General features: G+C 71.2%; 14 protein-coding genes. 10 read left to right on the plus strand and 4 right to left on the minus strand.

Annotated features, from left to right (window positions below):
* The first annotated feature begins 174 nt into the window (after positions 1-174).
* The 7 genes from G4D87_RS24030 (at position 175) to G4D87_RS24060 (ending at position 6,917) form a co-directional block, all read left to right on the plus strand.
* Positions 175-1,497, plus strand: a complete 1,323-nt coding sequence (locus tag G4D87_RS24030; protein WP_163784542.1) for a WD40/YVTN/BNR-like repeat-containing protein — start codon at positions 175-177, stop codon at positions 1,495-1,497.
* Between the two features lie 7 nt (positions 1,498-1,504).
* Complete coding sequence (locus G4D87_RS24035) at positions 1,505-2,143, plus strand: hypothetical protein (RefSeq protein WP_240358544.1); 639 nt, start codon at positions 1,505-1,507, stop codon at positions 2,141-2,143.
* Positions 2,140-3,390, plus strand: a complete 1,251-nt coding sequence (locus tag G4D87_RS24040) for a YncE family protein (protein WP_163784544.1) — start codon at positions 2,140-2,142, stop codon at positions 3,388-3,390. The genes G4D87_RS24035 and G4D87_RS24040 overlap by 4 nt, the downstream gene beginning before the upstream one ends.
* A complete protein-coding gene (locus G4D87_RS24045) occupies positions 3,387-4,106 on the plus strand; it encodes a c-type cytochrome (RefSeq protein WP_163784545.1) in 720 nt (239 codons plus the stop codon). The genes G4D87_RS24040 and G4D87_RS24045 overlap by 4 nt, the downstream gene beginning before the upstream one ends.
* A gap of 76 nt (positions 4,107-4,182) precedes the next feature.
* A complete protein-coding gene (locus tag G4D87_RS24050; protein ID WP_240358545.1) occupies positions 4,183-5,484 on the plus strand; it encodes a DUF1444 family protein in 1,302 nt (433 codons plus the stop codon).
* 17 nt (positions 5,485-5,501) lie between these two features.
* The gene (locus G4D87_RS24055) at positions 5,502-5,996 is read left to right on the plus strand and encodes an endonuclease V (RefSeq protein WP_163784547.1); all 495 of its coding nucleotides are present in this window, start codon (positions 5,502-5,504) and stop codon (positions 5,994-5,996) included.
* A gap of 117 nt (positions 5,997-6,113) precedes the next feature.
* Positions 6,114-6,917, plus strand: coding sequence for a hypothetical protein (locus tag G4D87_RS24060; protein WP_163784548.1), 804 nt, complete (start codon positions 6,114-6,116; stop codon positions 6,915-6,917).
* A gap of 12 nt (positions 6,918-6,929) precedes the next feature.
* Here the strand turns inward: G4D87_RS24060 and G4D87_RS24065 are convergent, their stop codons facing one another.
* The gene (locus tag G4D87_RS24065) at positions 6,930-7,325 is read right to left on the minus strand and encodes a hypothetical protein (protein ID WP_240358546.1); all 396 of its coding nucleotides are present in this window, start codon (positions 7,323-7,325) and stop codon (positions 6,930-6,932) included.
* A 186-nt stretch (positions 7,326-7,511) separates the two neighbouring features.
* Here G4D87_RS24065 and G4D87_RS24070 point away from each other — a divergent pair, with 186 nt between their 5' ends.
* Positions 7,512-7,928 carry a DUF2203 domain-containing protein gene (locus G4D87_RS24070; RefSeq protein ID WP_240358547.1) on the plus strand — a complete coding sequence of 139 codons (417 nt, stop codon included), beginning with the start codon at positions 7,512-7,514 and terminating at the stop codon, positions 7,926-7,928.
* On the opposite strand, the gene G4D87_RS24075 is transcribed toward G4D87_RS24070, so the two are convergent.
* A complete protein-coding gene (locus G4D87_RS24075) occupies positions 7,921-8,535 on the minus strand; it encodes a hypothetical protein (RefSeq protein WP_163784551.1) in 615 nt (204 codons plus the stop codon). The genes G4D87_RS24070 and G4D87_RS24075 overlap by 8 nt on opposite strands.
* 227 nt (positions 8,536-8,762) lie before the next feature.
* Between G4D87_RS24075 and G4D87_RS24080 the strand changes: the two genes are divergently transcribed.
* Entirely contained in the window at positions 8,763-9,683 is a 921-nt protein-coding gene (locus tag G4D87_RS24080) for an NmrA/HSCARG family protein (RefSeq protein ID WP_163784552.1), read from the plus strand.
* 19 nt (positions 9,684-9,702) lie between these two features.
* Positions 9,703-10,392, plus strand: a complete 690-nt coding sequence (locus tag G4D87_RS24085; protein WP_163784553.1) for a hypothetical protein — start codon at positions 9,703-9,705, stop codon at positions 10,390-10,392.
* Positions 10,393-10,423: 31 nt separating this feature from the next.
* On the opposite strand, the gene G4D87_RS24090 is transcribed toward G4D87_RS24085, so the two are convergent.
* Both G4D87_RS24090 and G4D87_RS24095 read right to left on the minus strand, forming a co-directional pair.
* Positions 10,424-10,717: a YgaP family membrane protein gene (locus G4D87_RS24090; RefSeq protein ID WP_163784554.1), complete on the minus strand. Its 294-nt coding sequence runs from the start codon at positions 10,715-10,717 to the stop codon at positions 10,424-10,426.
* 214 nt (positions 10,718-10,931) lie between these two features.
* The coding region (locus G4D87_RS24095) for an MFS transporter (protein ID WP_163784555.1) at positions 10,932-11,407 on the minus strand (476 nt) is incomplete at its 5' end.

Raw genomic sequence — 11,407 nt, forward strand, 5'->3', positions numbered from 1 at the left:
CCGGTGCCCACCCCCTGGGCGCTCCACGTGCCGGATACAGCGCCGTGCGTAGCAGACCCCATGCGGGGAGGCGAGCATCCTCGCGAGGCACCTGGCCAGCGATTGCCCCCGCTATGCTCCGGCGAGGCGAACGTTCACGTGGGAGACCGGCACGTCCTCCCGGAGTCCATTGGCATGAAGTCGCGCATCACGGTCGCCTGGAGCACCATCGCGTCCCTCCTGGCCTGGCTGCCTGGAGTGGCGGCGCATGCCCACGCGGGCCTCCCGGAGACGTCCAACGTCACCCTCCGCCGAGGCCACCCCCAGGACTTCTTCTCCGGGACGACGTTCGGCGCGGTCATCTCCCGCGACAGCGGCAAGACGTGGCGCTGGGTGTGTCCGGATGCCATGGGGTATGGCGGATGGCGCCCGGAGGCCTACCTGTGGCGGGAGACCGGAGACATCCTCGCCGCCACCGGCAGCGCGCTGCTGCACTCCCCGGACGAGGGCTGCTCCTGGCGCACGCACCCCTTCTTCAAGTCGACCTGGGTGACGGGGCTGGCGGCCCACCCCACCGATGACCGCGTCTTCCACGCCGTCACCGGGCGGCCCGGCATCGCCAACGGCGTGTACCGCTCCGACGACGGCGGGGAGACGTGGACCGCCACGCCGCTGCTGCGCACGGGGCTGGAGCTGAACGCGGTGCGCGTGTCCCCGGTGGACCCGCGCCGCCTCTACGTGTCGGGCGTCTCCAACAACCAGATGGTGGTGCTGCGCAGCGACGACGCGGGCGACACCTGGCAGGAGTTCCCCCACGCGCTGCCGGAGCTGCTGCGGCCCTATGCGCTGACGGTGGTGGCGGTGGACCCCGTCGCCGTGGACGGGGTGTGGGTGCGCGTGTCCGCGCAGGGCTACACGCACCTGCTGCGCAGCGAGGATGGGGGCCGCACGCTGACGCAGGTGACGGTGCTGGATGACACGTTCATCAACATGGACCTGTCCTCCGATGGCGGCACCGCCTGGGTGGGCACCCTCAATTACTTCTTCATGGGCGCCAGCACCGGCCCGCTGGAGAAGCAGCCCCTGCCCACTGGCAACGCGTGCGTGCTGCGCGACGGAGAGACGCTCTACGGCTGCGGCTCCACCTGGCTGCACGACTGGGCCCTGGCGCGCAGCACGGACCAGGGCCGCACCTGGGAGCACATCTTCGCGCTGTACGAAATCCAGGGCACGCAGCTGTGCCCGCGTGGCACGCCCGTGAGGGACCTGTGCCCGGCCCGCTGGCCGCAGCTCGCGGAGCAGCTGGGCGCTCCGCTCTACCCGGATGGTGGCGTGGAGGAGCCACCGCCACCGCCGGACGCGGGCACGCCCGACGCGGGCACCGCCGACGCGGGGCAACAGCCACCCGAGCCGAAGTCCGGTGGCTGCGCCGCCGCCTCGGGTCCCACCCTGCCCCTGCTGTTGCTGCTGTCCTTCCTCCTCCCGAGGCGCCGTGGCCCACGGCGTCCACACCGATAGGCTCCTGATGACACTCCCGATTCGAAAGCGGCTGTGGGCCCCCTGCGCGGCCGCGCTGCTGGCGCTGGGCACCGCCTGCGACGGCGGCGAGGACGCGCCACCGGTCGAAGCATGCGGCGAGCCGCTCTACAGCGGAGATGCCACCGACGAGGCGTGGCGCACGTTCGTCGACGCGCAAGGCCGGCCCACCGACAGCTCCATGGCGGTGACGCTGGAGTCCCCCGTCCAAGGTCAGGCCTATGCTTCGGACGCGGCGCCGCCCACGTGGCGCTGGTTCTCTCCGCTGGCCTCCCGGCTTCCGTCCCACGCGCCCCTGACGCCCGTCCGCCCGCGCGAGACACCCCGGGCCATGCTGGCGTGGCTGGGCGACCTGCTGCTGCCGTCCGCCCAGGCGCACCTGCCGTCCGTCACCGGCGACTTCTACTGGGTGCAGGTCACCGTGCCCGGGCGGCGGTGTCCGGTGGAGCTGCTGACGTCGGACATGGAGTGGCGGCTCGACGCGGCGACCTGGGACACGCTCCGTGCGGCCTCGGGCCAGGACCTCCGCGTCCAGGTGACCAGCGCCTACCTGGTCCAGAACCGGCTGCGGGAAGGTCCGTACCGCCTGGAGTCACCCCGCACCGTCCGCATGGAGGATTCGCGATGAGCCACCGGACCCCGTGGTGGATGCCGGCGCTGGCGCTGCTGATGGCCGGCTGTGATGAGAGCTCGGCGCGGGTGGCGGGCGTGACGCCGCCGGAAGGGCTGGACTACGCGCACGAGGAGCCCTGGCGGGAAGGAACGTTCATTCCACCGCCGGGCCCCGGCGGACGCATCCTGGTCACCAACAGCCTGGATGACACGCTGAGCCTGGTGGAGCTGGCCACCGTGGGCACGCCGGACTTCCGCGAGCTTGCGCGCGTGCCGGTGGGGCTCAACCCGGTGGAGCTGGAAGGACCGCACCACACCGCCGTGTCGCCGGCGGGGGACTTCTATTACGTCGGCATCTCCAACTACGTGCCAGGAGGGGGCTCGGGGCCGCATGGGGCCCACGGCACGGGCGCGGATGACGGCTACTGCCTGAAGCTGGACGCGCGCGACAACCGGCTCGTGGGCTCGGTGCGGGTGAACCCCAATCCCGGCGACGTCATCATCACCGCGGATGGGAACACGCTGTACCAGACGCACTTCGACACGCTGAAGATTGCGGAGATGGCGCGCCAGGGCCGCCCCGAATCCGACATGAACGCGAACCTGGCCATCATCGACGCGCGGACGATGACCCGGAAGGCCATGGTGGAGGTGTGCCCCGCGCCTCACGCGGTGCGCCTGTCCGCGGACGAGCGCACGGCCTACATCGCCTGCTGGTCGGACGAGGTGGCCATCGTCGACCTCGCGGAGGCGGACACGCCGGTGACGCGGGTGAAGGTGGCGGCGGGCTCGGGCGGCGCGGTGGCCCCCCGGCACCAGCCCTACGCGCTGACGCAGTCCCCCACCACAGGCGAGGTCTGGGTCAGCTCCATGGCCAGCCGGCAGGTGCAGGTGCTCAATCCCCAGACGCGCGCCATGGTGCCCGAGCGCGCCGTGCCGATGCGCGGGCCGCCGATGTTCGGCGCCTTCACCGCGGATGGGCGCACGCTGTACATGCCCTACCAGTTGGTGGACGCGCTGGCCGTCATCGACCCGGAGACGGGCACCGTGCTGCGCGAGGTGCAGTTGGCGGACGCGGGCTGTCTCAACGTGCATCAAGTCACGCTGACACCCGACGAGCGCATCGGCCTGGTCGTCTGCGAAGGCGACCACGTGGGGCCGGGCACGTTGCACGCGGTGGACCTGGAGGAAGGCACGGTGGTGGGCACGGTGGAGGTGGGCATCTTCCCGGACTCGGTGAGCATCCTGTGGGGGCAGCCATGAAGCGCGCGGCATGGGGTGTGGTGGCGCTGGCCCTGGTGATGACGGGCTGTGACGACGGCGGCGATGGCCGCGTGCCGGCGGCGGAGTACGGCGAGGTGCTGTTCAACGACTCGCGGCTGTCGGAGAGCGGATTCAACAGCTTCTCGTGCGCGACGTGCCACGCGACGACGCCCACCGCGCCGGCGGGGCGGATGGACTCCGGCTACACGCTGTATGACTCGGCGTTCCGGGAGCGCTGGTGGGGCGGCTTCGAGACGCGCCTGCTGGACGCGGTGAACTTCTGCTACGTGAACTTCATGCGGGGCGTGACGCCGCTGCCGAAGGACTCGCCGCAGAGCCGGGCGCTGTACGAGTACCTGGTGAGCATCAGCCCGAGCCCGTCCGCGCCGGCCCGTCCCTTCACGGTGGTGAAGGACATCGTCGAAGTCACGCGCGGTGACGTGACGCGCGGACAGCAGGTCTACGTGGAGGCCTGCCAGAGCTGCCACGGCGAGCCCCACACCGGCGCGGGCCGGCTGACCGAGCTGGCGTCGATTCTGCCGGAGGTGACGGACGACTACGATGCGCTGTTCCCTGGCGTGCCCAAGTCCCTGGTCGTCATCGAGAAGGTGCGGCACGGCCAGTTCTTCGGTGTCGGGGGCAACATGCCGCTCTACAGCCTGGAGACCCTGTCCGACGAGGACCTGGGCGCATTGCTCGCGTTCCTGGCTTTGTGACAGGACCTGCGTGTTCCGGTGGAGCCCACGGGCCACCGGACATAACCTCGCCGCGGACACACACGTGGGAGCGAGCATGGGGTTCTGGGGCAGGCTTTTCGGGAGGAAGACACCAACGGCCGCCGAGGTTCCTCCCGGCCCCTCCACGGACTGGGCGGTGGAGCCGCGCGAAGCGCTGATGCGGCAGGTGGAGGCCCTGCTGCGCGCCGACCCGGCGGTGGAGAAGGTGGCGCGGCGCACGCAGGACTACGGGCTCGACATCACCCGCGCCGGGAGTGACGGCACCTTCTTCCTGGACAACCTCTTCGCGGACACGCGCGAGCTGCCGCCCGAGCAGCGCGTCCAGCTCATCCAGCGCTACCTGCGCGCGCTGTGGCAGGAGTCGCCGGATTCGCTCCACTGGGAGCAGGCCCGCGAGCTGCTGCTGCTCGTGCTGCGCGCGTCCACCTTCGGCCTGTCGCTGCGGAAGCACGCGGAGGCGGACCGGGAGATGGTGGGACGGCGCACGCTGCCCTTCCTGCGCGAGCTGCTGGTGATGGACCTTCCGGAGTCCGCCATGTTCGTCCAGCGCCGGCACCTGGAGACCTGGGGCGTCACCGAGGCGGAGGCCTTCACGGCGGCCCACGCGAACCTGGCCCGCCTTCCGGACGAAGGCGTGGAGCTCTACGACGAGGAGCACGGCCCGCTGTGGACGGTGGAGACGCGCGACACCTACGAGACGTCCCGGTTGCTGCGCCCGGGGTTCCTCGCGTCCTTCGCCGGTCGCGTGGAGGGCCGGCCCATCGCCGTCCTCCCGGAGCGCTCCACGCTGCTCATCGGGGGTGACGCGCGTCCGGAGCTGGTGGCACGGCTGAGCGAGAGCGCCGAGCGCGAGTACGCCGCCGCGTCCCGGTGCCTGACGCCCGCCCTGTACACGGTGGACGACGCGGGACGCGTGGTGCCCTACGTGCACCCCGGGCAGGACGCGCTGGCGAACCGGGTGCGGCTGGCCCACGTCCGCCTGGCGCTGGCGGAGTACAGCGCGCAGAAGGAGGCGCTCGACGCGCTTCATGCGGAACAGGAGCTGGACCTGTTCGTCGCCAGCTACAGCGCGACGGCGCGCAAGCGGGACGAGTTCCCCATCTCCTGGTGTGTCTGGTCGCACGACGTGGACGCCCTGCTGCCGGAGGCGGACATGGTCGCCGTGCGTCCCACGGCGGAAGGCGAGGAGTTCTTCACCGTGCCGTGGCGGGAGGTGCAGCGCATCGCGGGCGGATGTCTCACGCCGGTGCCGGAGCTGTGGCCGCCGCGCTACCGCACCACGCAGGCGCCCTCTCCGGAGATGGTGGAGCAACTTCGCGCCGCGAAGGTCTCCTTCGAGGACTTCCAGGCGCCCTGAGTCGGGAGGACGAAGCGATGCTTGCCTGCGTGGACGTGGACTACCGCCCCGAGCTCACCGTGGCTGGGTGCGTGCTGTTCCGAAACTGGGCGGATGGGCACGAGGCCTCGCACCTGGTGGAGCATGGGCCCGCCGCCGCGCCCTATGAGCCCGGACAGTTCTACCGCCGCGAGCTGCCGCACCTGCTCCGGGTGCTGGCGCGGGTGGAGGTGCCACTGGAGGCCATCATCGTGGATGGCTATGCGTGGCTCGGCGAGGACCGGCCCGGGCTGGGGGCGCACCTGTACGAGGCGCTCAACCGGGAGGTGCCCGTCATTGGCGTGGCGAAGACGGCCTATGTCACCACGGGGTCCTCGGTGCCCGTGGTGCGGGGGAAGAGCCTGCGGCCGTTGTTCGTCGGAGCGGCGGGCATGGACGCGGCCACGGCGGCGGAGCACATCCGGCGGATGCATGGAGCGTCTCGCACGCCCACGATGCTGAACCGGGTGGACCGGCTCTGCCGCGCGTCCTGAGCGAGCGGCGGCGGCGATAAACCCCCGACATTTCCGAACAGCGAGCGGCGCCTCTTCGTCCGGGGGGCGAGCATCCTCCTGGAATCCTCGCGCCGGGAGGCTTACCTTTGACAGTGGATGCCCTCGCACCCGACCTCACAGCTGGGCTTGTTCGACACGGCGGCGCCTGAGCGCGCGGACGTGGAGACGGAGCCGCGCGCGAGCACTGGCGCGCGGAGCCGGCTCCCGGTGCGCGAGGAAGCGCTCCCACTGGCGGCGGACCTGGCGCGGCGGTTGTCTTCGATTCTCGGCGTTCCGGTCCACCTGCGGCTCACGGACAACCGGGCCACGCTGGTGAGCTTTCGTCGGGGAGAAGAAGGCCTGCGTCTGCGCGTGCATCACCTCTTCCTTGGCGCGCCGGATGCGGTGGTGCAGGCCATGGCGGCCTATGCGGGCCGGGCGGATGCACAGGCGGGCGAGGTGCTGGAGTCCTACGCGCACGCGCACAGCGAACGGGTCCGTCGGGAGCGACGGCCGGGGAAGCCGCTGCGCACGCGGGGCCGCTGCTTCGACCTGCAAGCCATCTTCGCTCGAATCAACGCGAGCTGGTTCGACGGCCGGGTGCAGGTGGACGTGGGGTGGGCGCGCAAGCCGGCCGGCACGAAGCGTCGCAGCATCCACGTCGGCGGCTATGACGCGCGGCTGCGAGAGATTCGAATCCATCCCGCGCTGGACCGGCCGCATGTGCCCGCATTCGTGGTGGACTACCTCGTCTTCCATGCGATGTTGCACGCGGACCTCGACGATGGAACGAGCAACGAGGGGCGTTGCGCACCCGAGCACACGCCAGCCTTCCGTGAGCGCGAAGCCCTGTTCCCGCTGCGTGAAGCAGCGCAGCGCTGGCTGGGCGACAATCACGCCTCCCTGCTGCGCGGCCGATAGCGCGCGCGCCTGCTACTTCTGCACAGAGAGAATGACCCACCTGGCCGTATCCACGGCGTAGACGATGGGAACGTCCGACAGGGGAGGTCCTTCCATGTCGCGGCAGGCGTCCGGCCGGGCGGAGAAGCTGACGAAGACCACGGCATCCGCCCCCGGAACAGCCGTCACGTCATAGGACTGGCGCTGCGAGGCACAAACCTCCGTGGGAGTCGCGCCCCGACGAGGCTGTGCACCCAGCGGCAGGAAGTCCTCCATGGCGAACGCGACAGCAGCGGCAATCGCCCCCGGCAGGACGTGCTGCCCATCAGTGGGTAGCACCACGGGAAATCGGTAGCGCGCGGCTTCGTCAGGCGGCGCCTTCGCGGGCCGAGGCGCGCGCGACAACACACAGCCCGAGAGCAGCGCCAAGCAGAGCGGAACGAAACGCCAATGCCTCATTCAATTTGCGACCCTATGAGTTTTGACCGCATTCCCATACACATATTACGCCCACCGATAGATTAGGCCTGTCCCCGCGTGACGCAGCCCAGCGCGGACTGGGCGACAAGCTTGCGCCCCCGCGCGCCGGGACAGTAGCGGGCGCATGCCCTGCCGATGCATGCTCGGGGGATGCGCTACTTCAGCGTGGAAGAAGCCAACCGGCTGGTGCCGCTGTTGACGCGCACCTTCGAACGGGTTCGCCCGTGGGTGGAGCGCGCCCAGCAGCTCGCGGATGAGCTGGGCGCCGCGCCCAACCCCAAGGACTCAAGCCTGGCCTCCCTGCGCGACGAGCGCGACACCCTCCTCGAGCGCATCCGCGGCGAGCTCCTCCAACTCCAGGAGATGGGGCTGGAAATCAAGGGCGCCGACGGCCTCGTGGACTTCCGCGCCCACCGGGGCGGCGAGCAAGTCTACCTGTGCTGGCGCTTCGGAGACCCCGCCGTCTCCCACTGGCACGCCATGCTCGACGGCTTCTCGGGACGGCGCCCCATCGAAAGCCCGGACGACTTCGCCCCCACGTACCTCAGCTAGCCGCCCCACCGCCGAAGCTCGCCTGCAACAGCGACATCTTGTTCCGCGCCGACAACAGCTGCTGACGCAGGGAGTCCGCCTGCCGGCCCACGTCGAGGAACGCCTGCTCCTCCGCGGCCCGCGCCAGCGAATGGGCCTCGTCCGCCACCTGGGACATCCGCTCCTGGAGCGCCTGGAAGGTCCCCGCCAGCGCGGCGTTCTCCTCCGGCGTCTTCGCCGCCTGCCGCTGCTGCGCGAACTGCTGCATCTGCACGTTCAGCTCGCCCGCGTTCTGTCCCAGGGCGCCGTAGCGCACGAGCAGGTCCTTGAAGACCTCGGTGCGCCGCTGGAGCTCCTGCGCGCGCAGGTGGATGGCCTCGGCCTGCGTCTGCTGCCGGTCTCTCACCTTCGAGACGGCCCCCACCAGCGCCGCCACCCGCCCTCGGAGCTGCTCATCCAGGTCCGCCAGCCCCTGCAGCATCGCCGAGGCGCGCTCCAGGTGCTTCTCGGCTTGAAGTGGCGCCTTCTCGAGCTGCTCGGCCTGGGCTTCGAAGCGCACCAACTCCGCGTCGAGTGCCCGGGCGGCCATCACCAGCTCGGAGTCCTGAAGCTTGTCACGCTTGCTCATCGTGAGCGGGACCATGACATTTCCCACGAGAAGGCGCCGCACCCAAGCAAGCACCGAGCGCCCCAAAGGTCTTCGGAACGACGCGGCGAGGCAGCAGACGCCCAGGCCGCCTGCTGGCCCGGCCGCCCGGCAACCCCTGGCCGTGAGGCTCGATGCGCCCACGGTGTGCTCGCCAGCGGCGTCCGTCATCCCCAACTTCCGGACATCTGTCGTCACGAGGTGCACACATGCCCATGGGTTTCTCACGCTCCGTGCTCGTTACCGGCGCCACTGGCCAGCAGGGCGGTGCCGTCGCACGGAAGCTCTTGCAGCGCGGCCACCGCGTCACCGCCTTCGTCCACCATCCGGACTCCCCCGCCGCCCGGGAGCTCGAGTCGCTCGGCGCCGAGCTGGCCGTCGGGGACTACGACGACCTGGACTCCATCGCCCACGCCGCCCACGACATGGAGACCATGTTCGCCGCCGCCACGCCCTTTGGCCCGGGCGGCGTGCAGGCGGAGGTCCGCCACGGGAAGAACCTGGCGGACGCGGCCCGGCTCGCGCGCGTGCAGCACTACGTCTACTCGTCGGTGGCCGGAGCGGACCGCCTGACGGGCATCCCCCACTTCGACAGCAAGCACCGCATCGAGATGCACGTGCGCGCCAGCGGCCTGCCCTACACCCTCCTGGGGCCCACCTTCTTCATGGAGAACTTCACCAGCGGCATGTTCGAGGAGGGGCTGAAGGCGGGCGTGCTCGCCATGGGTCTGTCCCCCACGCGCGGCCTGCAGATGGTGGCCCTGGAGGACCTGGCGGCCTTCTCCGTCCGCGTCATGGAGGAGCCGGAGCGCTTCGAGGAGCAACGCATCGAAGTCGCCTCCGACGAGGTGACGGGCCAGCAGGCCGCCGGGCTGCTGTCCATGGTGAGCGGGCACCGCATCCACTACGAGCAGCTCTCCCTGGACTACATCCGCGAGCGCAGCGAGGACCTGGCCGCCATGTACGAGTGGCTGGACCGCAAGGGCTACCAGGCCGACGTCCTCACGCTGCGGCACCGCTTCCCGGAGGTCCGCTGGCACACCTTCGAGGACTGGGCGCGCGGACAGGACTGGAGCGCCCTGACTTCTCCCGCGTGGCCCCATGCCGCCGCGGAGCCCGTGTCCCCATGAACCCCTGAGGAGAATGTCCATGCGAGCCCTCATGCCCACCGCGGCGCTGTTCATCCTGGCGGGGTGCGCGGCCCAGACGCAGCTGCGCCCCTCGCCGGGGGCCCAGGTCCTCCAGAGCGACGCGAACGCCGCGAAGGCGGCGACGGACGGCATCGTCCTGGTCGCGGATGGCACGGCCTGGGAGGGCACGCCGAAGAACCTGGAGCGCAGCCTCACGCCCGTCTTCATTCAATTGGAGAACCGCGGCCAGCGCCCCCTGCGCATCCAGTACGACGTCTTCTCACTCGTGGGCACGCAGTCGCGCTTCCGCTACGCGGCGCTGGCGCCGCTGTCGCTGGGAGACACCGTCATCTCGGGCCAGGAGGGCATGGGAGGCTCGGGGGCCGCGCTGGGCTTCTCCTCGGGCTGGGGCTACGGGCGCTACCGGCCGTTTGGCGGCTTCGGCGTGGGCTCGTACATGGGCCCGTACTACCCGGACCCGTACTACGCCGGCTACCAGTGCCGTGAGCCCCTGCCCACGCGGGACATGCTGCAACGGGCCTTGCCGGAGGGGACGCTCGAGCCCGGTGGCCGCATGTCGGGCTTCCTCTACTTCCAGGGCGTGGGCTCGCGCGAAGGCCAGGTGGTGCTCCAGGCCCGGCTCGTGGACGCGGAGAGCGGCGCGCCGCTGGGCACGCTCGACATCCCCTTCCAGGTCCGCAAGGGCTGAGCCCCTGAGGCCCGACGCGGCGGGCCGTCCTTCAGTGCAGCGTCGGCGACACGTCCCGCATGGACGCGCGAGGGAAGCCCTCCAGCAACGACGCCTCGTCGGACACCCCCAGCTCGCGCCGCAGCGTCGGGCCGTCCATGGGCAGGCCGAAGAGCGCCGCCATGGGCACCCAGTCCAGGGCCGCGGCCACCAGGGGCCCCAGGCCCAAGAGCGCCACCGCCGCGCCTCGCGACGTCCCTGACGCCAGTCCGCCCACCACCATCCCAGCGCCCGTCACGATGCGGAGCCACCGCCCCGGCCGCGACGCCAAGAATCCAACGACCATATGCACCTCCCCAGGGGCGAAGATGGCCACGTCCTGGCGGGCGGCCACCCGGGCCAGAGCCCCGCACGGGTGGAACGCCGGGCAGCCGGGCAGGCACCCGGTGGCGACGCCACACGGCCCCGCTCGCGCGGCGGCCCCCACCGAGCGCCCGCCCGCAGTCTCACGCGGGCTCCACCGCGCCCCGGGCAGTCCCACTCGCGGAAGCCCTGACGGCTCAGGCGCCGCGGCCCGTCTCCGGCGCGCCCTCCAGGGCCGAGGTGGCCTCCGGTGCGACGTCGCCGCGCCACCCTGCCCGCGCCTCCGCGTCCCGGGCCGCGCGTCGCCCCTCGGCCACGTCCACCCGGGACAGCACCGCCGCGCCCGTCACGAAGAAGAAGAGCAGGGACAGCACCGCCTGCCGGCTGGAGCCCGTCAGCTCCACCGTGGCCGCGAACACCAGCGGGCCCGCCACCGCGGTGACTTTCTCGAAGACGCTGAAGAGGCCGAAGAACTCCGCCGCCCTGTCCCGGGGCACCAATTGCGCGAAGAGCGAACGGCTCAAGGCCTGACTGCCGCCCTGCACCATGCCCACCAGCAACGCGAGCGCGAAGAAGTGCGCCGGCGTGCGCATGAAGTAGCCCAGGAACGTCACCCCCATGTACACCGACAGCGCGAACATCAGCGCGCGCTTCACCCCCACCCGCCCCGCGG

It is taken from the genome of Myxococcus vastator (genome assembly GCF_010894475.1).
In the GTDB taxonomy this organism is placed as follows: domain Bacteria; phylum Myxococcota; class Myxococcia; order Myxococcales; family Myxococcaceae; genus Myxococcus; species Myxococcus vastator.

Bases quoted from the DNA above. Each gene is read 5' to 3' on its own strand.
- G4D87_RS24030 (WP_163784542.1), top strand. From the start codon at position 175: ATGAAGTCGCGCATCACGGTCGCCTGGAGCACCATCGCGTCCCTCCTG.
- G4D87_RS24035 (WP_240358544.1), top strand. From the start codon at position 1,505: ATGACACTCCCGATTCGAAAGCGGCTGTGGGCCCCCTGCGCGGCCGCG.
- G4D87_RS24040 (WP_163784544.1), top strand. From the start codon at position 2,140: ATGAGCCACCGGACCCCGTGGTGGATGCCGGCGCTGGCGCTGCTGATG.
- G4D87_RS24045 (WP_163784545.1), top strand. From the start codon at position 3,387: ATGAAGCGCGCGGCATGGGGTGTGGTGGCGCTGGCCCTGGTGATGACG.
- G4D87_RS24050 (WP_240358545.1), top strand. From the start codon at position 4,183: ATGGGGTTCTGGGGCAGGCTTTTCGGGAGGAAGACACCAACGGCCGCC.
- G4D87_RS24055 (WP_163784547.1), top strand. From the start codon at position 5,502: ATGCTTGCCTGCGTGGACGTGGACTACCGCCCCGAGCTCACCGTGGCT.
- G4D87_RS24060 (WP_163784548.1), top strand. From the start codon at position 6,114: ATGCCCTCGCACCCGACCTCACAGCTGGGCTTGTTCGACACGGCGGCG.
- G4D87_RS24070 (WP_240358547.1), top strand. From the start codon at position 7,512: ATGCATGCTCGGGGGATGCGCTACTTCAGCGTGGAAGAAGCCAACCGG.
- G4D87_RS24075 (WP_163784551.1), bottom strand. From the start codon at position 8,535: ATGAGCAAGCGTGACAAGCTTCAGGACTCCGAGCTGGTGATGGCCGCC.
- G4D87_RS24080 (WP_163784552.1), top strand. From the start codon at position 8,763: ATGCCCATGGGTTTCTCACGCTCCGTGCTCGTTACCGGCGCCACTGGC.
- G4D87_RS24085 (WP_163784553.1), top strand. From the start codon at position 9,703: ATGCGAGCCCTCATGCCCACCGCGGCGCTGTTCATCCTGGCGGGGTGC.
- G4D87_RS24090 (WP_163784554.1), bottom strand. From the start codon at position 10,717: ATGGTCGTTGGATTCTTGGCGTCGCGGCCGGGGCGGTGGCTCCGCATC.